Here is a 23470-nt window from a genome sequence, read left to right as displayed (position 1 = left end):
TATTATCCTAAATAATATATGGACTTCAAACTTGTTTCAGAATATAAACCTACTGGTGACCAACCCCAAGCTATTGCGAAATTGGTAGAAGGGGTTCAAAATGGCGAACAATCTCAAACATTGCTCGGTGTGACGGGCTCAGGTAAGACATTTACTGTGGCTAATATGATTACACAGTTGAATCGTCCTACCTTGATTTTGAGTCATAATAAAACGTTAGCCGCACAGCTTTATGGAGAATTCAAACAGTTTTTCCCAGAAAATGCGGTTGAATATTTCGTTTCTTACTACGACTATTACCAACCAGAAGCCTTTATTGCTTCTACCAATACTTATATCGAAAAAGACCTTGCCATCAATGAGGAAATTGATAAACTTCGTTTGGCAACTACTTCTGCTTTAATGTCAGGTCGCAGAGATGTTATTGTTATCGCTTCGGTTTCTTGTATTTATGGTATGGGGAATCCAGAAGAGTATCGCAAAAGTATTCTTCGTTTTGGTGTGGGTGAAATCATCTCTCGTAATCAGTTTCTGTATCGCTTGGTAGAAATCCTGTACGCCCGCACTGAGGTAGAATTTACACGGGGTACTTTCAGGGTAAAAGGCGATACCGTTGATATTTGTTTGCCTTATGCTGATTTTGGCTATCGAATTATTTTCTTTGGTGATGAAATAGAGGCTATTCAACGCATCAATCCACAAACGGGCAAGAAGATTTCGGACGAAAAAATGATTGCTATTTTCCCTGCCAATCTTTTTGTGACTGGGAGGGATGTCTTGATGAATGCCATCAATTATATCCAAGATGACTTGGTATCACAAATCAAGTTTTTTGAAAGTGAAAGTCGAATGCAAGAAGCTGAACGCATTAAACAAAGAACAGAGTTTGATTTAGAAATGATGCGAGAATTAGGGTATTGCTCTGGTATCGAAAATTATTCTCGTTATTTCGACCAACGCAAACCTGGGCAAAGACCATTCTGTCTCTTAGATTTCTTTGCAGATGATTTCTTATTGGTCGTTGATGAAAGCCATGCTACCATGCCACAAATCAGGGCTATGTGGGGTGGTGACCGTTCTAGAAAAGAGGCTTTAGTAGATTATGGTTTCCGTTTGCCTTCGGCGATGGATAACCGTCCGCTTACTTTCCAAGAATTTGAGAATATCACGGGACAAACCATATTTGTATCGGCAACACCTGCCGACTATGAATTAAGGCGTTCGGAAGGGGTAGTAGTAGAGCAAATTATTCGTCCGACAGGATTACTTGACCCAGAAATTGAAGTACGCCCAAGCTTAAACCAGATTGATGATTTACTAGAGGAAATTTATATCAGGATAGAGCGTGAACAAAGGGTTTTAGTAACGACACTGACCAAAAGAATGGCAGAGGAGTTATCTAAATATTTGGATAAAGTAGGGGTAAAATGTCGCTACATTCACTCGGAAATCAAGACGTTAGAACGAGTTGAGATTCTTAGAGAATTGAGAATGGGTGTGTTTGATGTGTTAGTAGGAGTAAACTTATTGCGTGAAGGGTTAGACTTACCAGAAGTATCTTTAGTAGCCATTATGGATGCTGATAAAGAGGGTTTCTTACGCGATATTCGCTCATTAATCCAAACAATAGGTCGTGCGGCTAGAAATGACCAAGGCAAAGTATTAATGTATGCCGACCGTATTACGGGGTCCATGGAAAAAGCGATTGATGAAACCAATCGTAGAAGAACCATTCAGATGGAATACAATGCTGTAAATGGCATTACACCAAAAACCATCTTGAAGTCGAAAGAAAAAATCATGGAGCAAACTTCTATTGCTGATGTAATGGGTAAATCTACTAAGAAAACCAATTATTATGAAGAATCTAAAGAAGTAGCGATGGCCGCCGACCCAGTAATGGCGTACATGAGCAAAGATGAATTACAAAAGCAGTTGAAGAAAGTAACAGCAGATATGGAAAAAGCCGCCAAGGAACTAGATTTCGTTATCGCAGCCAAATTGCGTGATGAAATGTTGGGTTTGAAGAAGATGATTGCGGAGAAGGGGTAAAAATAATGAACTATTAAATTGACTGTTTAATAAAAATACTTAATGGAAAATTTGCCACCATTACCTGAAATTGTTTTTATAAGCGAACAATTTGAACACTCAGAAATAAAACCTTTTAATAAGAAGGATATTAAAAAACTTTTGAATCAAATTAAGAAAACAGATAAACTTTTATTTGACGAAAAAAATTATTGCCCCATAAAATCAAAACTTTCCACTGTAGAACTTATTTTACACAAAATTCTAAATGAACTGTCAAGAATAGCTAAAAATGAAGGAATAGACCCAAGCTTACACGATGTAAAGTTTCATAATTTAGCATCTTGCAAATATTCCATTGAGGATGCGCAATCTGCGATTGATGAATACAAAAGAAGTAATTATGAAAGACATAGTTACTTGGCTTATTTTGGACTTCTTCAAGCATTTCAAAACCAGCAAGATTCTTTGAAGAACTTTTATCAACTAATCTTTAATAAAAAAATACGAGATGCTCTTGAAATTTTTCCCGAATTTAAACAAATAAGAACAATTAGAAATAAAGTCTTACACTCAACAGAAAATACAAAAAAGGAAGGGGAATTGTTAATAGTCAAAAATTATGTTATTATACAGAGTTCTATGAAAAAGAATGGATTTGATTTGATAGAGAAAACGAAAGAAACGAATACAAGAACGGGAGATAATTTACTACAAGAATCAAATTTAGAAAAAATAGACTTATACTATTTAATTGAGTTACAGGAAGAAAAAGTATTATTTGAATTAAATAATTACTTTAGAATACTAAGAAAATGTAAAACTTTCAAGCAAGTAGAAAATATTTGTCCAAAATAAGTTTAAGACATCTTTCCCTTTCATTATCAATCAAAACTAAATCAAGAAAGAATCTTTACCTCTTTTAGTCATTTTTTTCCCTTTGTCATTTACGCTTTGCTAAGCAAGAAATCATTGATGAATTCAATCAGAAATATCAACAGTATACTGTTATTTCTGATTGAATCTGGCAACTAGCTGAACTTGATATTTGGAGGATAAAACATCTGAATTGTTAATAACCGAATTGACGAATGCGGGCTTCCAAGTAAAAAGAGGTGTTGGAGAAATGAAACTGTTTTTGCGGCTACTTATGGTTCGAACTTATTAGCAGGAAAGAGAAAACCGCCTTTGGATTATAAGAAATAACGTTCCTAAATTAACTTTGATATTTCTTAGAGAAACAATTAATATTTTTGGGAGTTCTATTAAAGTTATTTGAGTATTGAATGATACTATCTTTAAGAAAATCACTCACTCACAATTCACTAAATCACCATTAAAATCCATGTACAAAATTTACGGTATCGCCAACTGTGATACAATGAAAAAAGCCATGACTTGGCTAAAAGAAAATGATATTCCTTTCGAGTTTCATAATTATAAAAAAGACGGGCTTACTAAAGAGAAAGTGGAGGAATGGCTTACACAAAAACCTTGGGATGTATTAATTAATCGCGCAGGCACTACTTGGAAAAAATTAAGTGACGAAGAAAAGGCAACCGATACCCAAACAGCTACCGAATTAATGTTAAAGCATACTTCTATCATTAAACGACCTATTATTGAAGCAGATAATATCGTTGCGATAGGCTTTAAACCAGAAATTTACCAAGAAATCTTCCAATAAAATGGCTCTTTTATCAGATGAATCTCCCTTAAAAGCTTTGATGAACAACTTTGCCCAAGCGGGCGAAGTTGTTTATATCGGCGTGCGTCCAGCCTCTCGTCAGCCTGTGATAGGGGTTGAACAAACGATGGCTCGTATCGGAACGGGGCTTGATGGCGACCGCTATAAAGGTAATGCGGATAGCAAAAGACAAGTAACGTTGATTCAAGCTGAACATTTGCAGGCGATAGCCTCTTTTTTAGGAAAATCCGAGATTGATCCTGCTTTAGTCCGCAGAAATATTGTGGTAAAAGGCATTAATTTATTGGCTTTAAAAGAAAAGAGGTTCAAAATTGGAGAGGCTATTTTGGAAATGACTGGACTATGTCATCCTTGCAGTAGGATGGAAAGTATCCTTGGCGAAGGTGGCTATAATGCCATGCTTGGTCATGGTGGTATTACTTGCAAAGTGATTGAAGAAGGCAATATTAAAATAGGTGATAGCATAGAGGCATAGCTAAGGCTAAAAAGACAAAATTCTTTTTATAGGAGGCTATCACGCTTTTTAGGAAATTACATTTTTCTTATAATATACAAAAGCCCTTATAGGAATGGGATATTCCTATAAGGGCTTTTGTATGCTCTAAAGTGCTAAATAATCAACATTTTAAGCACATTGAGCATCATTGAGACGTGGAATTATATATAATTTTTCAATTATCTACTAAATCGATAGGATATATTATTTCTATATATTAAATTTGAAGCCAAATCATATAAAACCTCCCATTTATGAAAACAAAATGCCTCTTAACAAAGCAATTTTCGACAAATGTAAGCTCGAATATGCTCTTTAAAACAACACAAAATATGCTTTTAGAAAGCTGTTGTTGTTGTTAAATCTATTAATAATTATACCACATACCATCTGTTTTAGATGAAAATTCTTAAAGATTTTACAAAAAATATTATATAAAAAACAATTACAATGAAACATTTTTTCAAGCTAGCTTTATTAATTGGAGTAATTCTTATTCCCAAATTTTTATCCGCCCAAAACGCACCTACTATCAATGCTACTATATCAGGTAGAGTTGTTGATTCACGCACTAATGAAATTTTAATAGGTGCTACAGTATCAATTAAAGGAACTACCAATGGTGCAGCGACTGATACAAATGGAGAGTTTGCACTTGTTACTGGTCAAAAACTTCCTTTTACTGTGGTTGTATCATTTGTGGGATATCAGAAAAAAGAAGTAATCGTAAGTGGAGATAAAATAGAAATCAGACTTGACGAAAACACGAATGAACTTACTGACGTTGTCGTGACTTCAAGACGTCGTCAAGAGTCTATCCAAGATATTCCCATTCCTATTTCAGTAATTAATGGTGCAAAAGCTGAAGATGCAGGAGCATTTAACCCTAACCGTTTGAAAGAATTGATTCCTTCGGTACAACTTTATTCATCAAATGGTAGAAATACAACGCTTAATATCCGCGGATTAGGTTCGTCATTCGGTCTTACAAATGATGGGATTGACCCAGGTGTTGGTTTCTATGTTGACGGTGTGTATTATGCAAGACCTGCTGCTACTGCAATTGACTTTGTTGATGTTGACCGTATTGAGGTATTACGTGGACCACAAGGAACGCTGTTTGGTAAAAACACTACTGCGGGTGCATTTAACATCACAACAAGAGCCCCGAGCTTTACCACAGGAGCAACTTTTGAAACTAGTTATGGAAATTATAATTTCATTCAGACAAAAGCCTCTATTACAGGCCCTATTAGTAAGAAATTAGCCGCTAGAGTTTCATTCTCTGGTACGCAAAGAGATGGAACAATCTTCAATACTACAACTTTAAAACCTACAAATTCCCTAAATAACTTAGGTTTTAGAGCTCAGTTACTTTATACACCATCTGAAAATGTAAATATTACTTTTGCTGGGGATAACGCTCGTCAAAGACCAGATGGAAATGCAACAGTTGTGGCTGGTGTAGTTACTACGCAGCGTGCTGCTTATCGTCAATTCAATGCTATTATTGCTGATTTGAATTATAAATTGCCTACTACCAATCCATTCGATAGAATCACTGATGCTGATGCCCCTTTAAGAGTTAATAACGATTTCGGTGGTGCTTCGATTAACGTTGATGCTAAAATTGGAAAAGGAACACTTACTTCAACCACAGCATGGCGTTACTGGATTTGGGATCCAACAAACGATAGAGACTTTATCGGTTTACCAGTGCTAACAAAATCTCAAGGTAACTCAAGACATGACCAATGGACACAAGAGGTACGTTATGCAGGACAGTTTTCTGAAAAATTAAGTGGGGTTTTGGGTGTATTCTTGATAGACCAAGTATTAACATCTGACCCAGTTCAAACAGAAGAATCAGGTTCGGCACAATGGAGATTTGCACAAAGTTCTACTTCTGCTTTATGGAAAACCCCAGGATTATTTGATGGTTTTGGTACAAAAACAACATCACGTCTTCACACGTTAGGTGCTGCTGTATTTGCTCAAGCTGACTGGTCTATTACAGATAAATTACACTTATTACCAGGTCTTCGTTTCAACTACGACAAAAAAGATGTTGATTACAAGCGTGAGGTTTACGGAGGCTTACAAACGACTGACCCTGCATTATTAGCCTTAAAAAATGGGCTTTATACCAATCAGGCTTTCAACTTTAGTGTAAATGAAAATAACGTTTCAGGACAAATAACGTTAGCTTATAAACCAAGTAAGTCATTAAATGCATTTGCTACTTATGCCAATAGTTATAAGCCAGTTGGCGTTAACTTAGGAGGCTTACCAACAGCTAATGGTGTAACATTAATTGAATTAGCAAGAGTAAATCCAGAATATGTAACACACTATGAAGTAGGGGTAAAAACAAGACCAACTCCTCAGACTTCATTAAACATTACTATTTATGATACTGAGATTAAAGATTACCAAACACAAGTTCAAACGGCTGAAGTTGGTGTAAACAGAGGTTATTTAGCGAATGCTGAGAAAGTAAGAGTAAAAGGTGTGGAAGTAGACGGAAGTATTAGAGTAAGCGAACATTTATCTTTCACAGGTGCGGTTTCTTATACTGACGGAAAGTATGTTTCATTCAAAAATGCTCCAATACCATTGGAAGAAACAGGAGCAGCATCTGCTTTCAAAGATATTTCTGGTGGTGATTTACCGGGTATTTCAAAATGGGCTGGCTCATTAGGTGGTGAAGTTACTGGAAATGGTAAATTCTTAGACTTAAAAGGTAAATATTTCCTTGCGCTTGATGCTTATTATCGTTCTTCATTCTCTTCAAGTGCCTCGCCATCAAAATATTTGAATATCGATGGTTATACCTTATTGAATGCTCGCGTTGGTTTCCGTGCATCAAACGGTATCTCTGTAATCATTTGGTCTCGTAATTTAACAAATACAGACTATTTCGAACAATTATTACCTGCGGCTGGTAATGCTGGTCAATATGCAGCTGTGTTAGGTGACCCACGCACATACGGTGTAACACTTAGATACGCTTTTTAATACAACTGAATAATAAATACTTTAAGTAAAATAGACCTCCACCTTAGGAATACTTCCAAAAGGTGGAGGTCATTTTATTGATATTAACATTACCCCGATAGCCTGACTCACATCTTCAAAAATGCATTAAAATGGACAATGTTTTTAATTGCTATCATTCCAATGCCATATAAACAGTAAATCCATAGCGGGCATTCAAACAGATGATATCTTAATATTTTATTGTTATTTTACCATTCTATCGCTAAAATAAAACCTTTATAGCTAAAATTTTATCTATTCTAATCTCTTAATAAATACTAGAAGTAAAGAATTATTAAGTTATAGCTGTTAATATACTACCAATGTAAATGATATAATGCTCTTAATCAGTTGTATAAAAGCTTTAAAAATTACAACGACACATTATTTTCTTCATTAAAATAGGAATAGTGATTGCTATTTTTGATAAAATTGAAAAGATAAACTTATAAGATTGAGTTTTTTTAGGATTTCCTTGATTAATATTGTGAATAATTATTTAGTAACAGTAGTAAAACCGCCAAAATAACTTTAATCTTATTTCTGAATATTTTGAAAATCTCATTTATCGGTTCTGGAAACGTAGCTTGGCATCTATCTCAAGCACTAGAAAACATTGGTCATAGTGTAGAGGAAGTATATAGTCGCAACCCCAAACATGCTGAAGCACTTACTAAATTGCTTTACAATGCGTCTGCCCATCATTCTCTTGATTTCAGGGATTCAGCGGCACAAATATTTTTTCTTTGTGTTTCTGACGATGCCATCTCTGAAGTAATCAAGCATTTAACCCTTCCACTTGATGCCATACTTATCCACACTTCTGGGAGTAAGTCGCTTCATGAGATGGATGAAATGCTTCGGGTATATAGCGATATTCCTATCAAAACAGGCGTATTTTACCCCGTTCAGACCTTTTCTAAAGTGTTCCACGTGAATTTTAGTACAATTCCCATCTGTATTGAGTCAGACAATGAGAGTGTGGAAAACTTGTTGATAACTCTTGGGCAAGAGCTTTCGGACATCACTTATGCCGTTAATTCAGAAGAAAGAAAAGTACTTCATGTGGCGGCCGTATTTGCTTGTAATTTCACCAATCACTTATTAGGCATAGCGCAGGAATTGATGGAAGAGAATGACCTTGAATTTGATTTATTGAAACCGCTTATTCATGAAACCGTTAGAAAGGCACTAGATTCTAAAAATATATTCAATGTTCAGACAGGCCCTGCCGTTAGGGATGATCAAAAAATAATTAATCAACATTTACTTTTCTTGAAACAATTGCCCGATTATCAACATATTTATCGTGCTTTATCAGAAGGGATTTCTCATCAAAAAAACAAATGACTTTAGACGCTTTTAAGCAAATCAATACTTTCGTATTTGACATTGATGGTGTAATGACAGACGGCTCGGTACACGTTTTAGATACAGGAGAACATTATCGTACTTTTCATATCAGAGATGGCTATGCGATAGAACGTGCCGTGCAAGCTGGCTATCGCCTTTGTGTCATCACAGGTGGTAAACATGAAGGCGTACGTAAAAGATTACAGAACTTAAAAATTCATGATGTATTTATGGGTTCTGGGGGAAAAAGCAAAATCCAGATTTACAAAGATTGGTTGGCAACGTCTGGTATTTCGGAAGAAAATATCTTGTATATGGGCGACGATTTGCCCGATTATGAAGTAATGATTCGCCCAGCAGTGCTTTCAACTTGTCCTGCCGATGCATGTGATGAAATTCTAGCAATTGCAAAATATATTTCTTCACAAAAAGGTGGCAAAGGTGCTGTTAGAGATGTGATAGAGCAAGTAATGCGTGCGAAAGGGGAATGGTTGAAGTTTGAGCAATAAAGAACAATAATGGTTAACCTTTGGGTATAAACCGTGGTTTGGAGCAAAAGTCATATAGTCCAAAATCCTTTAGTCCTCCAAACAAAAAGCGGTAACCGCAAGGGTTACCGCTCAAATATTCTAATGTAAAAGTCAAATGAATTTCCTAAAGTCATACAGTCCAAAGTCCTTTAGTCTTCCAAGGAAATAACCTCAAAATTACTTTATATGCTTTTGATAAGTCTCTAAATCTTTATCTCCACGACCAGAAAGGTTAATTACTACTACTTCGTCTGGCTTTGCACCTAATTTTGATAATACCGCTAAAGCATGAGCAGATTCCAACGCTGGAATAATTCCTTCTAATAATGAAAGCTCCATCGCAGCATCAATCGCTTCTTGGTCTGTTACATCAAAAAAAGTAGCTCTCTTACTTTCAAATAAATGAGCGTGCATTGGTCCAATTCCTGGATAATCTAGTCCTGCTGAAATAGAATGAGGCTCAACTACTTGTCCATCTTCTGTTTGCATCAGAATACTTCTACTACCATGTAATACCCCTGGTTTACCTAAAAAGGTAGTAGCTGCCGACAATCCAGAATTAACGCCATGTCCTGCTGCTTCTGCTGCAATCAATTTTGTTTCTTCGTCGTGCAAGAAATGATAAAAAGCACCCGCCGCATTAGAACCTCCGCCTACACAAGCAATTACATAGTCTGGATTGGTCTTACCTGTTTTCTCTTTCAACTGTACTTTTATTTCTTGTGAAATAACCGACTGAAAGCGTGCTACCATATCAGGGTAAGGATGTGGCCCCACTACCGACCCAATGATATAATGGGTATCAACAGGATTGTTAATCCAGTGACGCATCGCTTCGTTTGTTGCATCTTTAAGCGTTTTTGAACCACTAGTTGCTGATACCACTTTGGCTCCTAACATTTTCATACGTGCTACATTCGGTGCTTGGCGTTGAATGTCTATTTCACCCATGTAAACAATACATTCTAAGCCCATTAAAGCACACACTGTAGCGGTGGCCACACCATGCTGACCAGCACCTGTTTCTGCTACAATTTTGTGTTTGCCCAAACGTTTTGCCATTAATATCTGACCAATCGTATTGTTTACTTTGTGTGCACCTGTATGACAAAGGTCTTCTCTTTTTAAATAAACAGTAGTATTATATTTTTCAGAAAGACGTTTTGCTAAAAACAAAGGAGTAGGACGCCCCACATAGTCTTTCAAAAGTGCTTCAAATTCTTGTTTAAACGAAGGCTCAGCCATAATGCTGAGGTAGGATACTCTTAATTCTTCAACATTAGGATATAGCATTTCAGGAATAAATGCTCCGCCAAATTGTCCGTAATATCCTTTATCATTTACATTAAATGTTTCTGGTGCTATCATATTGATGTTAAGATTGCTTCTGTTGGTTTTAATATCTTTATTAATTCATTGATTTTGGGGATGTCTTTCAAGCCAGGCGCTAGTTCAAATTTACTATTTACATCTAAAGAATGAATTTTTAAGCCTGTTAATTCCATGGCTTTAGAGGCGTTGTCTAGGTCTATCCCTCCGGCTAAAAAAAATGGTTTGTCGTTATCATATCGGCGGAGCACCGCCCAATCAAACGTGGTGCCGTTTCCTCCTTTTAAATCCCCTTTGGTATCAAACAAAAAATAATCACAATAAGGTTTATAATTCAGGAGTTTCCCAAAGTTGAATTGACTATCGATTGAAAAGGCTTTAATGATATTAACACCTTTGAATTTGAGGTTTCTACAAAAATCTGGCATTTCCTCTCCATGCAATTGAACATAGTCTAAGGCATACCTCTTTACTTTATCTAAAATATACGCTTGGGTTGCATTAACAAAAACACCTACTTTCTTTACAGTATGTGGAAATGATTTCAATAACTCTTCATCTAGTTCCTCTCCGACAAAGCGGCTTGATTTTTCGAAAAAAATAAATCCCATATAGTCGGGACCAAGTTCAAGTAACTCTTTGATATTTTCAGCGTTACGCATTCCACAAACTTTTAGTCTCATCTTATCAAGTGGTCAAATACATTTTATTCATTTTGCTTAATTACTTAACAAAGTTAGTGAAAATCAGCGATTTTTATTACTCAATAATATAGAGAATCACAAGGAATTGCCTTGTTTTTCTCATAAAATTGGAATTATAATATTAACCTTATGTGTATCTTGAAGGTTTAAGCTTTCTTCAAAAAAAACTTTTTCCTAATTTATTACCTCATAAGACGCTCATTATTGGAATCCAAAACTAACGTTATTCATAAAAAACTGAAATCAATTCTGCTACACAAGCAGGCTTTTCTTGTCCTTCTATCTCAAAAATACAGTTCATCGTTACTTTCAATCCCTTTGGTTGTACTTCTTCTGCTTCCAATACACTCGCTTTCATGCTCACTTTGCTTCCCGCTGGCACAGCCGTAGTGAACCTTATTTTGTTGGCCCCATAATTCAATCCCATTTTCACCGATTCAACCTTGAAAAGCTCGGCCATAAATTTGGGCGCTAATGATAATGTTAAGAACCCATGAGCTACTGTTTGTTGAAAAGGAGAATATTTCTTAGCCATCGCTTCGTCCACATGAATCCACTGAAAATCGTAGGTAGCTTTGGCAAAATCATTAATCATTGCCTGTGTAACAGTTGTGAAAGAGGTTGTACCGATTGTTGTACCAATACTATCTTTTAATGCGAGAAGGTCTTTAAAAATTACCATTGTGAATAATTGAGTTGAAAATGAATGTCACAATTTACGGTTTTTGAACGAACAATAAAAAAAGCCTCCGTTCCCGTAGGTTGGAGGCTTCGTATCGCTAGAGGTTAAAAATTCTGTTAGTATTTCAGGCTATCAGTAATTTTAAAAGGATTGTTACTGATTTGTTGATTCAAAATAACAACAAAATTCTAAGGCTTTGTCTCAATGAAATGTTAATACTTGTTAATGAAATGTTAAAATTATTGCTGTAAAAGAACAAAGCCTCAGCAATACGATTTACTGAGGCTTTATTAGCGCACGACTAGGATATTTTAGTCTTTATTATTGATATTTTTCTTATCAAGACTCATTTGATAGAAGTATGATGCTAACAAGCCCAACCCTCCAAAAACGAAAATCATTGAAAAATGAGCTGTGTCGCCATCAATGTTTATAAGGCTTTCTAAAAGGCTTCCCATTAATAGACCAACCCCAAAACCAATTAACACAAATCCCCAACGCAAAGAATGGCTTGGATTTACGTTAAAGCTTTTAGAGCTTCTTTCAGGTGGAGCAATTCCTTTGGCTATCATGGCCATTTTTTCGTCGTTATCATACTTACGCAAGAACACAATCATTGTAAAGGTACCGATGATTGCTACAATTGGCACCATAATGCCAACGATGGGTACTAGGCTATCTAAATTTTCCATTGTATAAAAAAGTTTTTTGTTTTTCGTGAATTTTTAAATTTTGCCGATATGATGTGATAAAATAGATTTAGGTTACAGGTATTTTAAAAAATAAAAAAAAGTTATCTTAGTGTAACCTTTTTAGCGAATGTAGCATCCTATTCATGTGAAAATCAAAGAAACAGATAATTCAATCATTCAGCGCATTTTGTCAGGTGACAAGTCGGGCTATAGAGAGCTCGCCAATCGTCATAAAGACTATGCCTTTACGGTTGCCTACAAAATTGTAGGTACACGTGAGGATGCGGAAGAAGTTGCCCAAGATGCTTTCATTCAGGCTTTTCATGCATTACCTAGTTTTAATCAAGAAGCGAAGTTTACTACTTGGTTTTACAGAATTGTATTTAATGCAGCATTGATGTTGAAAAGGAAGAAGAATATCGTAGCTGACGACATTACACTATCTGAGGCTGCTCAAGAGGCTACCGCTGACACTAGCAATGAATTAAAAACTAATGAGCAGAAAAAGTACATTCAGCAGGCCTTGAACAAGCTTTCACCCGACGATGTTACGATGATAACGCTCTTTTATCTGAAGGAACAATCTTTGGAAGAAATAGCCCAAATCGTCGGAATTTCAGCAGAAACAGTGAAAGTAAAACTTTGTAGGGCCCGAAAACGATTAGGAGAAGAAATGAAAAGGATTTTAGGAAATGAAGTAAGAACATTAATCTAAGTTTGAAAGATTTTCAAACGAACAATAATATGAAAGAGGAAGAGATTTTTGACATTCTCGATGGCTTGGCTTCTGAGGAAACAATTATTCGCCATCAAGCTTTGCTGATAAACGACGAGACATATCGCTCGCTTTTTCAGGAATATGCAGATACCCATGCTTTGCTAGAAGCAATGCCTATGGAAAAAACTGCCGTTAATTTTACGGATAAGTTGATTGACCAATGGGAATTATCGCAAGTACAAGTATTGGAAAGAAAGCCAAGTAGACTACCTTTTTACTTTTTAATTGGTGCAGGTGTTATCTTGATAGCATCATTGCTTGTTGTGTTCTCTGTGAGTAACTTATCAACAGTGCAAGTGGATTTGAATCCTACGTTGTCAATTATCAGAAATAAAGTGTTTATCAATAGCTTATTGACTATCAACTCAATATTAATTTTAAAGTTTCTTGATAAGAAATTCTTGAAGCCTTATTTTGAGAAGAAATATCATGTTAGCTTGTAGATAGAGATATTCAAAGGCGCTTTTAATTTCTATTAGCAGGTGACTTAAGTCACCTGCTAATAGAAATTAAAAATCTTATTATCACTAGAGAGGGACTTAAGTCCCTCCCTAGTGATAATAAGGGCGTTTTAATATAGCTTATACCAATAACTTATCCGCTTTCACCGCCTCAAATTCACTTTTTTCGCTTTCGCACATTGGACAACAATAATTATTTGGTAAGTCTGCAAATTTTATTCCTGCTACAATACCATTTACGGAATCGCCAAAACGACTATCATATATTGTAAAACAGGTTTTACATTGAAATATCTCGACTTCTGCTTCTTTATTGATTGTTGCCTTTTTTACAACAGGAGTATCTATTTTATGGACTGCATAAAAACGCTTCGATAAGCGTTGTAACATTTCAGGAACGTGTGCTTTGTTTACTCCCTTTTCAAACAATGTTAACGTACGTGTATTAGGATTAAAATCTACAGTATGATAAATATCAAATACACTTGAAAGCCCTGCAAAAATCTTTCTCTTTTTGATGACTACCGACCCAAACACTTCTGATTTAGAGCGTGTTTGAATGGCGAAACTCAATCCAAAAGTACGTACGTCTTCATCATCAAATTCACGAATGATGGCTTTTTTCAAGGCTAATCCTTCAGGCGATAAATCTTCTACTTGCCAGTTTAGCTCATTCGCTGCATGCCGAACGTTGATACCATATTTGCCCAGTAATTTATCCCAAAGGTTACGGTGTTTGTTCTCAATGGCTTTGATGATTAATGATTTCCAAGGCGTTGTACAAATCTGCCCAACTTTTGTTTCAAGGCATAAATCACAAATTTCTATGAGAAAATCAAGCGGGAAGGTTTCATTTCTACGATAAATGCCCAACCATGTTTTTTCGCCATAGCGATTGAAGCCCTCATAATAGGGTAGGGAGAACTTAGGCAAAACTAATTCTTCCCGAATTACTTGCGAAATGATTTCTCCTTTGGCAATTACTTTTTCATACACTTCGTTTTCTTCCATTTCGCCTGCTTCTAAGATTACCTCTTCTATTCGCTGACAAACTTTGGGGATTTCTAAGGTATAAATCAATATCGGAAAACAAAAAACTTTGTTCGATTGCTTAAAACGCACATATAAATACCAGAAATTTTGAATAGGAGAGGCGATGAAGTTTAAATTGCCTGTAAAGAAGGGCGTGAACGACTGCTGAGAATCAGAAATATTGATTTTTAGCTGTGGTTCGTAATCAAATCTGTCAAAAATATCTTTATAAATTCCTTCTGATATCCACTGACCCGTTGGGAATACTTCTTCTGCACAATACGAAGAAATAATATTAGGTTTTTTATCTGAATCCTCCTCAAACGCAATATTAGTTTCGTCCAATTTTTTCTTTAATTCTACTATACCACTTCCACGAACGATTTCAGACTTGACATACATCAGTAATTGTTGTCTTGCTCCGAAGCTCACTTCCCTAACCCCAGCAGTTTTAGCTGCTAAAAGAATACTTTGTAAAGTGCCTGGCGATACTATTCCGCCAGTTAGATTTATTTTAAGTAATGAGTAATCTTTCATGATTGATATTTTTTAAAAAATAAATCAAATATATAAATATTTAGCACAACTTCATAGTCATTTATACTTAATATACTGAAAATCAAAGCTATATTATAAGTAAAAACTTCGTATAACTATTTTGATATTTTATATAAATACATTTTTTAAAATTGTATTATTCCTATAAATATGATTTTTTTTAGAGGAACTTTCTTGAAAAAGTGAAAAAACTTGTCATTGTATGATTGAGTTATCAAATTCCTTTTATAAGTTTACATCGTCAAATGAATGACACAAATAAAATTCTAAGAGCTGAGTTGAAAATTAAATTCAATTTCATTTTCATACCAAAAGCATCTTTTATTAAGTGACGTCCAGATAGAAAATACTTTTCGATACTGAAAATAAATCTTAAAAAAATACAAATTATCCTTTTAATAACTTTCATCATTAATAACAATTAAATAATAAAGTCATGAACAAGAACACAGTTAAAGCATTTATCGTAGCAGTTACTATGGTTTGCTTATCAAACGTAAATACATTCGCTTCAAATCTTGATGAATCTGCTAGCCTAGTAAAAAGCAAAATTGCTCAAGTAAATAACTCATTAAGCTTCAACGTTTGGGTAGATAACGTAGCTAGCAAAAAAGTAGTAGTAGTAGTTACTGATGCTGACAAAAACGAAATTCACCGTGAATATGTTGATACTAAAGGTGGTAAATTCGCTAAAACTTTTGATTTCTCTAGCTTAGCTGATGGAAAATATACTATCGAAGTAATTAGCCAAAATGTTAACGTTGTTGAATCAAAAACTTTTGAGATCAAAACAAACCTTATCACAAACCGTGACGTAGTTGTAGCTATCCGTTAATCTCAAAACATTAACGACTATGGCAAAACAGCATTTTAACCTCTGTACAATGAATTTAGGGAAGTATGTCTAGCGATATCTTCCCTATTTTTATGCCCAATATTATGCTTCTGCCAATACTTCCTTTAATGCATTTTCCAAAATTGCTCTTACTTCGGGTCTGCAACTTCCACAACCCATGCCTGCCCCCGTTTGTGAACACAATGCTGTAAAATCTTTACAGCCACCAGCAATGGTATTTTTCAGATTGCCTTCGCCTACATTATTACAAGAACAAACTAATTTGCCCATTACAGGGTCAGCTTTTTTGCCACTTCTCAATAATTCCAAACGCTTATCCGAAAGCTCTATTTCGTTAGCAATCAACCCTTTGAATTCTAAAAACTCAGATTTATCTCCAATCAGAATGGCTCCTACCAATTTATCTTTGTGGATAATACATTTTTTGTAATATCGTTTGGCTTTATCTATAAAAATAACTTCCTCATATTCGGGTGATTTAGGTGTATCAATCATTCCTAATGAACAAAGCTGAACTCCTTGAATCTTCATGATATTCATCGAAAGCGAACCTTTGTAATAACTAGCATAGTCGCCTGCAATGTATTTCGCAATTACGTCTGCTTGTTGTTCGGCGGCGGCTGTAATACCCCACATTTGTCCACGCCACTGTGCAATTTCACCAGCCGCAAAAATACTTTCGTCAGATGTCTGTAGATAGTCGTTTACAACAACGCCACGATTTACTTCTATGCCTGCGGCACGGGCAATCTCAACATTAGGTGAGGTTCCAATCGCAAATACTGCTACCTGAGCATCGATTTTTCTACCCGATTTTAATCTTACACCCTCAAATTTATCGGTACCATACAATGCAGAGACCTCGTCGTTGAAATAGATGTCTATTCCCAAATTTAAGATTTCTGATGTGAGTAGTTCCGAGCCTAATTGATCTAGCTGTCTATCCATAAAACGACTTGTACGCTGTACAATGGTCACTTTGATGTTCATTTCACGCAAAGATGCGGCCAGTTCAAGCCCCAATAAACCTCCGCCAACAATCAAAGCATGAGGATTTTCTTGTTTTAAAAATGGCATTAAACTATCTGCATCTATTCTAGAACGCATATTGAATATGCCGGGAATCCTCGGAATCGACGGTGGCATAAATGCTCTTGAGCCCATGCCTAGAATCAGGCGGTCGTAATTATGCTCATTTCCTTCTGAATCTACGATTACCTTATTTTTGCGGTCGATATTGACTACCTCTATGCCTTTATGAACATGAATGTTTGATTCCACAAACTGGTCTTCACGCAATTTTACCAATTGAGACCAGTCTTGAGCGCCCGAAATGTAATCAGGCAACATTACTCTGTTATAAAAAGGATATATTTCTTTGGAAAAAACATGGATTTCATCGGTCTGATTCAATTCACGATACGACTTGATAAAACCTAACCCTGCTGAACCTGCACCAATAATGATAATTTTTTCATGCGGTTTTACATAAGCACGCACCTCAACGGCTGTGAATTTAAAATCAGGTTCTTTAGAACGTGGGTCATAAAGACTATTGGTTAAATTGTTGGTTCGACCAAAATCATTTCCTAAAATTTTACCAAAGTGCATCGGCATAAAACACACTCCTTGCTTTATATCTGTTGTTATTTTTGCTTTTACCTGTGCTTTCCCTCTACGTCCTATTATTTCAACAATTTGATTATCAACAATCTGTCTCGCTAGTGCATCCTCTGGGTGAATTTCCAGATAAGGCTGTGAAATGTGCTGATTTAGTTTATTTACTTTCCCCGTTTTAGTCATCGTATGCCATTGGTCACGAATACGACCAGTGGTCATAATCAAGGGGAAATCTTCATTCAAGCTTTCAGAATTGTTTTCATCTGGCACCGCATGAATTTTTGCTTTTTGATTTAAGGTGTAGAACTTGCCGTCTGTAAACAAGCGTTTTGTTCCTCGAACATCAACATTAGGATTATCAAGATTTGAGCTTAGGGTTTTTGGTAAAGCCACAACATCTTTTGAAAAATCTGCTGTTTCTTCGTTTCTCTCAAAGCTATTTTTTCCTACTAATTGATTCGATGGATAAGGCCACTGAACGCTTCGATTTTCTTTTAAAATCTCATAATTAAGCCCCGAAATATCAATGTTTGTTCCTTTGGTTGAACGACAATGCTCGTCATAAACATCGGAAAGGGAAGTGTAATTAAAGGCGTCGCCAAAGCCCATTTTTTTAGCGAAAAGATTAATAATTTCTGTATCAGCCATTGCCTCGCCCGGTGCATCCACCATCTTAGGCAAATAAGTAATGCGTCTTTCCGAGTTGGTCATGGTGCCTTCCTTTTCTAGCCAAGCTGCCGCAGGCAATACTACATCGGCATATTTTAACGTATCCGAACGACTTGAAATATCTTGAACAACCACAAATTTGGCTTTTTCTAAAGCCTTTTCTACCAAGGTAACATCTGGCATACTTACTAACGGATTCGTACATACGACCCATATTGCTTTCATTCGCCCCTCTGCCAAAGCGTCAAACATTTCTGTAGCGGTAAAGCCCGGTTTATCAGATATTTTTGTTCCACCCCAAAATGCCTGTACTTCATCACGATGAGTAGGATTTAATAAATCACGGTGTGCAGGTAACATATTCGCCAAACCGCCAACTTCACGACCACCCATCGCATTGGGCTGTCCTGTTAATGAGAAAGGGCCATTGCCTTCTTTGCCAATTTTACCTGTAATTAAATGTAAATCTATCAAGGACAGGTTTTTATTCACCCCCACGACAGACTGGTTCAAGCCCATTGTCCACATCGACAAAAAGCCTTTGGCTTCGTGAATATATTGTGCTGCTAATTCAATGTCTTCCACAGCTACACCACAAATCTCAGCCGCTTCTTCCAACGTCCTTTGCATTACCTGTGTTTGATATGCCTCAAAGCCATCCGTATTGTTGGTAATAAAATCTAGGTCAATCCAATTTTTTTCAATTAATACTCTTCCAATGGCATTGGTCAATGTAATATCTGTTCCGGGTTGGAGTTGCAAGTGTAAATCTGCTTGAGAGGCTGTTTGCGTGCGTCGTGGGTCAACCACAATTATTTTCACCGCAGGGTTTGCTTGTTTGTGCGCTTCTACTCTACGCCAAATAATAGGATGACACCATGCAGGATTAGCACCCGTCACAAAAAAACAATCTGCCAATTCTATATCATCATAACAAACAGGTACGGAGTCTTCACCCAAAGTAAGTTTATACCCTACTACTGCCGACGACATACACAAACGAGAATTAGTATCAATATTATTAGAACCAATAAACCCTTTGATAAGCTTATTGATTACGTAGTATTCTTCAGTAAGGCATTGTCCAGAAACATAAAAACCGACAGAGTCGGGACCATATTTTTGGATAAAAGTTTTAAAAATAGCAGCAGTACGGTCTAAGGCTGTGTCCCACGAAACCCTTTGTAGCGGCATATTTCTATTAAACCTCATTTCAGGATAAAGCAATCTATCCGATTTATCCATTACGGTATAATGTAAATTCATCCCTTTTGAACACAGCATTCCTTTGCTTGAAGGATGGTCTTTGTCTCCTTCAAGGTTCAGCCTACCGTTGCCCAAATCAGTTACTTCAACGCCGCATCCAACCCCGCAGTAAGAACAGGTAGATTTATACTTTTTAAGATTCGATTTACTGCTCATTGCTTCTGATGATTTACAATATTCACATTAATTTCAATTTTTCTGTCCCTTGAATAATCCTACTTATAAGGGACTTAAGATCCTATAACTAAGTATTTTAGTGTCAATATTATTAATATAGTTAAAGTTTTAATTTACATAGTGATATTTTTACCTTTTTAGGCTAATCTAAAAAACTTTGTTTCGGCATCTCAAACATTTTTTCCGAACCAATCATGAATAAAAAGCACTCATTGAAAAGTAAAATGATTTTTATTCTTTTTTATTTGCGAAAATGGCTTATGTTACTTAGATTTGTCTAACGCTAATGAAAAAAGGCTACACAAATTTGCCTGTGAAAAGGCAATTTTGGAATTTTTAATTAATCATATAATTTGATTGTATTAATACTTAACCATTCCAAAATCTTATCTCCTTCACTCCTCCGCCAAGGATTAGGGACAAATCCCGAAGCTAATAACTTCGGGATTTTTTATTTAATCCTCTATAGAAAACTTATCAAACAATAAGCTCAGTAACTCATCGTGGACTCTGATATATTCAGGGTCATGAGTGATGTCTTTTTTGTTTCTAGGTCTTTGCAAATTGATGTCTACAATTTTTTTAATTGTTGCCGCTGGACCATTGTTCATTACTACCACTTTATCAGCTAAGAAAATAGCCTCTTCAATATCATGCGTAACCATTACAATGGTTTTATTACGATTATCCAAATTCCAAAGCTTCAATAATTCAATGTGCATCGAACCTTTGGTCAGGGCATCTAACGCACCGAAAGGTTCATCCAACAAAAGGATACTTGGATTGATAGCAAAAGCACGAGCGATGGCTACACGCTGTTTCATTCCTCCTGATAGCTGACCTGGTAATTTATCTTTATGAGGTGTTAAATTCACCATTTGAATGAAATGATCAACAATCTCGTGTTTCTCTTTCGAGTTTTTATCTTTAAAAACTGAATCTACCGCTTCATAAATGTTTTTGTAAACCGACATCCACGGAAGCAATGAATAGTTTTGAAAAACGATTCCTCTATCTGGACCAGGACCTTTTACAATATTGCCATTGGCAATTACTTCGCCAGATGATGGTGTTACCATACCCGAAATAGTATTCATCAAGGTTGATTTACCACATCCTGAGTGACCAATCAAGGCTACTATTTCTCCTCTTTTTACGGTTAAGCTAATGTCTTTTACCGCTGTAAAAGTACCTTTTGCTCCTTTGAATGCTACTGTTACGTTTTTGATGTCGATAGCAGTCTCACGGTTACTTATTTTATGAAAATCGTTGGCTGAATCAGCTAACTGACTTGTATTTAATATGTTAGTCATGATGGAATAATGATTTTGACGTTAGAATGAATATTCAAAATACAGTTTCGGATTACTTTTTGTCCCAAGAGAATGCATTTTGCAAACCATTGAAAGCTTTGTCAAATAATAATCCGACCGTTCCGATAATCAAAATTGCTACCAGAATTTTTTCTAAAGAAAGACCATTCCAACTATCCCATACAAAAAAACCAATTCCTACGCCTCCCGAAAGCATTTCGCCCGCTACAATCACTACCCAAGCAATACCAATGGATAAACGCAAGCCTGTAATGATATGAGGAATGGCAAAAGGCAACATTATCTTGGTTAAGTATTTCCATTTAGAAAAACCAAAGGCTTTGCCTACATTTTTATGGTCGTCTGGAATACTTGATACGCCAAAAGCGGTATTAATAACTGTTGGCCATAAAGAGGTAATAGCAATGATAAAAATAGTAGCTCCATCTGAAGCCTTGAAGGCTAATAAACCTAATGGAAACCAAGCCAAAGGTGACACTGGACGAAGGATTTGAACGATTGGGTTCAATAATTTCATCCCAATTTTTGTTGAACCCATCAATAAACCCATTGGAATGGCAATTAAGCTTCCTAAAGCAAAACCTGTTGATACTCTTCCTAAAGAGCTTAATAATTGAATGCCTATGCCCTTATCATTAGGACCGTAATCATAAAAAGGGTCTGCAATAAGTTCTTTAAAAACTACCCAAGTAGAGGCTGGACTAGGAATTTCAGCCTTGGTAATCACTGAAATAAGATGCCATATTCCTAATAGGATGGTCATACTTGCCAAAAAATAAAGCGTATTGATAGCTATATCTTTGATAGAAATTGATTTCATGATTTTGGTGTCTGTTGTCACTTATCGGTCAACTATCTGTAAAGTTTAGTCAACCGATAAGTGCTGACAAACTTTATTTTTTAGTTGCTTTTAAGTAATCGTCGATATTAGCTGGGTCGAAAACAACATCATAAGTAGTTTTGAAAGGCTTCATATCTACCTGAACAGGCACGCTCATTTCTTTGGCTACTTCTGCAAACAAATCATCAAGAATCAATTTTTCAGCAATGGCTTTATAATTAGGTTCTGTTTTTAAATATCCAAAACGAACATATTGTGCTAAAAACCACATGGCGTGAGATTTATGAGGCGTATTTACAACACCATTGTTATAAAACGTCATGTAATCTCCTTTGTATTTCTGCACGCCCAACTCACAGCCTAAATCGCTTGAACCTAACAAACGTGCCTCAATTACTTGTAACGGAGCATTTACATAATAAGGTTTCGTTAACCAGCTAGCCGCTTTTTTACGATTGCCCATATTATCCAACCATTTGCATGCTTCCAGAATAGCTTTCATTACTTTTTTCAAATCTTCTTTCTCTTCAGCAGCAAACTTTGAATTAACTACCAACGCCTTTTCTGGGTGATGTTGCCAAATATCTTGTGAAGCAATGTGTGTAAAACCAACGTTCTGAGCCGCCGCAACACCATTCCAAGGTTCGCCAACACTAAAGCCTTCCATGTTATCTACCCGCATATTAGCAACCATCTGTGGCGGTGGAATCGTGATGATACCTACCGATTTTTGATTTACACCAGCGGCTGCTAACCAGTTTCTCAACCAAATGTCATGTGTTCCTCCTGGGAAAGTCATGGCAAAGGTTACTTCTTTTCTAGTCTTAACGTCTTTGATGGCTGCCGCTACTTTGTTCATTTCTTTGTAGCCTACTAAGCCACAAAAATCTTTAGAAAGCGTAATGGCCTGACCGTTATTATTCAACACCATGGCGATTTTCATCTCTGACCCTGCTTTTCCACCGACGCCTGTATAGACAGAAAGTGGCATTGAGAACAAACAGTGTGCACCGTCCAATTCACCATTCAATACTTTATCACGAATATTAGCCCAAGAGGCTTCTTTTGAAAGTTCTACATCTACGCCATATTTAGCAAAAAGCCCTAATTCTTTGGCTGCTACAAGTGGCGCACAGTCGGTAAGTGGAATAAATCCTAACTTAATTTTTCTTGCTGGTGGATTCACTCCTGAGGCTGAAACAGCCACAGAAAGTACCATTAAACACAGTACAGTGATTGATTTTTTTAACAGAGTTTTCATGTTTTTTTGTTTTAGTATTGTAAATACTCCCTGTTTCGACCCCCATCGAAGCA

The 23470-nt window shown here is 36.2% G+C and carries 19 protein-coding genes; 10 read left to right on the top strand and 9 right to left on the bottom strand.

All coding sequences use genetic code 11. From position 1 onward, the window contains the following. The first annotated feature begins 18 nt into the window (after positions 1–18). From uvrB to J2Y60_RS22390, 7 genes are all read left to right on the top strand, one after another. On the top strand, positions 19–2052 hold the full coding sequence (uvrB, locus tag J2Y60_RS22420; protein ID WP_309923738.1) for an excinuclease ABC subunit UvrB: 2034 nt from the start codon (positions 19–21) through the stop codon (positions 2050–2052). Between the two features lie 42 nt (positions 2053–2094). Next, entirely contained in the window at positions 2095–2889 is a 795-nt protein-coding gene (locus J2Y60_RS22415; RefSeq protein ID WP_309923735.1) for a hypothetical protein, read from the top strand. A gap of 487 nt (positions 2890–3376) precedes the next feature. Beyond that, positions 3377–3718, top strand: a complete 342-nt coding sequence (locus tag J2Y60_RS22410; RefSeq protein ID WP_309923732.1) for a Spx/MgsR family RNA polymerase-binding regulatory protein — start codon at positions 3377–3379, stop codon at positions 3716–3718. A 1-nt stretch (position 3719) separates the two neighbouring features. Further along, positions 3720–4214, top strand: coding sequence for an MOSC domain-containing protein (locus tag J2Y60_RS22405; RefSeq protein WP_309923730.1), 495 nt, complete (start codon positions 3720–3722; stop codon positions 4212–4214). 471 nt (positions 4215–4685) lie between these two features. Continuing rightward, positions 4686–7253: a TonB-dependent receptor gene (locus J2Y60_RS22400; RefSeq protein WP_309923727.1), complete on the top strand. Its 2568-nt coding sequence runs from the start codon at positions 4686–4688 to the stop codon at positions 7251–7253. Between the two features lie 573 nt (positions 7254–7826). Continuing rightward, positions 7827–8624: a DUF2520 domain-containing protein gene (locus tag J2Y60_RS22395; RefSeq protein WP_309923726.1), complete on the top strand. Its 798-nt coding sequence runs from the start codon at positions 7827–7829 to the stop codon at positions 8622–8624. Further along, on the top strand, positions 8621–9136 hold the full coding sequence (locus J2Y60_RS22390) for an HAD-IA family hydrolase (RefSeq protein WP_309923724.1): 516 nt from the start codon (positions 8621–8623) through the stop codon (positions 9134–9136). The genes J2Y60_RS22395 and J2Y60_RS22390 overlap by 4 nt, the downstream gene beginning before the upstream one ends. A 198-nt stretch (positions 9137–9334) precedes the next feature. Here J2Y60_RS22390 and trpB read toward each other — a convergent pair whose 3' ends face one another. The 4 genes from trpB to J2Y60_RS22370 all read right to left on the bottom strand — a co-directional run bounded on the left by trpB (position 9335) and on the right by J2Y60_RS22370 (position 12564). Beyond that, on the bottom strand, positions 9335–10525 hold the full coding sequence (gene trpB, locus J2Y60_RS22385) for a tryptophan synthase subunit beta (RefSeq protein WP_309923722.1): 1191 nt from the start codon (positions 10523–10525) through the stop codon (positions 9335–9337). Beyond that, the gene (locus tag J2Y60_RS22380; protein ID WP_309959291.1) at positions 10522–11169 is read right to left on the bottom strand and encodes a phosphoribosylanthranilate isomerase; all 648 of its coding nucleotides are present in this window, start codon (positions 11167–11169) and stop codon (positions 10522–10524) included. The genes trpB and J2Y60_RS22380 overlap by 4 nt, the downstream gene beginning before the upstream one ends. Before the next feature lie 244 nt (positions 11170–11413). After that, entirely contained in the window at positions 11414–11872 is a 459-nt protein-coding gene (locus J2Y60_RS22375) for a MaoC family dehydratase (RefSeq protein WP_309923718.1), read from the bottom strand. Positions 11873–12183: 311 nt separating this feature from the next. Continuing rightward, positions 12184–12564, bottom strand: a complete 381-nt coding sequence (locus tag J2Y60_RS22370; RefSeq protein ID WP_309923716.1) for a DUF6249 domain-containing protein — start codon at positions 12562–12564, stop codon at positions 12184–12186. A gap of 145 nt (positions 12565–12709) precedes the next feature. Here J2Y60_RS22370 and J2Y60_RS22365 point away from each other — a divergent pair, with 145 nt between their 5' ends. Continuing rightward, the gene (locus tag J2Y60_RS22365) at positions 12710–13279 is read left to right on the top strand and encodes an RNA polymerase sigma factor (RefSeq protein WP_309923713.1); all 570 of its coding nucleotides are present in this window, start codon (positions 12710–12712) and stop codon (positions 13277–13279) included. 29 nt (positions 13280–13308) lie between these two features. Next, entirely contained in the window at positions 13309–13785 is a 477-nt protein-coding gene (locus J2Y60_RS22360; RefSeq protein ID WP_309923710.1) for a hypothetical protein, read from the top strand. Positions 13786–13923: 138 nt separating this feature from the next. Here J2Y60_RS22360 and J2Y60_RS22355 read toward each other — a convergent pair whose 3' ends face one another. Continuing rightward, a complete protein-coding gene (locus J2Y60_RS22355) occupies positions 13924–15372 on the bottom strand; it encodes a rubredoxin (RefSeq protein WP_309923705.1) in 1449 nt (482 codons plus the stop codon). Between the two features lie 457 nt (positions 15373–15829). Here J2Y60_RS22355 and J2Y60_RS22350 point away from each other — a divergent pair, with 457 nt between their 5' ends. Continuing rightward, on the top strand, positions 15830–16228 hold the full coding sequence (locus J2Y60_RS22350) for a hypothetical protein (RefSeq protein WP_309923703.1): 399 nt from the start codon (positions 15830–15832) through the stop codon (positions 16226–16228). Positions 16229–16330: 102 nt separating this feature from the next. Here J2Y60_RS22350 and J2Y60_RS22345 read toward each other — a convergent pair whose 3' ends face one another. The 4 genes from J2Y60_RS22345 to J2Y60_RS22330 form a co-directional block, all read right to left on the bottom strand. Next, complete coding sequence (locus J2Y60_RS22345; protein WP_309923700.1) at positions 16331–19960, bottom strand: molybdopterin-dependent oxidoreductase; 3630 nt, start codon at positions 19958–19960, stop codon at positions 16331–16333. Positions 19961–20436: 476 nt separating this feature from the next. Beyond that, positions 20437–21294, bottom strand: a complete 858-nt coding sequence (locus tag J2Y60_RS22340) for an ABC transporter ATP-binding protein (RefSeq protein ID WP_309923698.1) — start codon at positions 21292–21294, stop codon at positions 20437–20439. A 52-nt stretch (positions 21295–21346) separates the two neighbouring features. After that, a complete protein-coding gene (gene ntrB / locus J2Y60_RS22335) occupies positions 21347–22135 on the bottom strand; it encodes a nitrate ABC transporter permease (RefSeq protein ID WP_309923695.1) in 789 nt (262 codons plus the stop codon). Between the two features lie 73 nt (positions 22136–22208). Then, positions 22209–23417, bottom strand: coding sequence for a CmpA/NrtA family ABC transporter substrate-binding protein (locus tag J2Y60_RS22330; protein WP_309923693.1), 1209 nt, complete (start codon positions 23415–23417; stop codon positions 22209–22211). Positions 23418–23470: the final 53 nt, after the last annotated feature.

The sequence above is a fragment of the Arcicella sp. BE140 genome (genome assembly GCF_031456255.1).
Classification (GTDB): Bacteria; Bacteroidota; Bacteroidia; order Cytophagales; family Spirosomataceae; genus Arcicella; species Arcicella aquatica.
The sequence above is the reverse complement of the archived record's forward strand: the minus strand, read 5'-3'. Positions and strand labels throughout refer to the sequence as shown.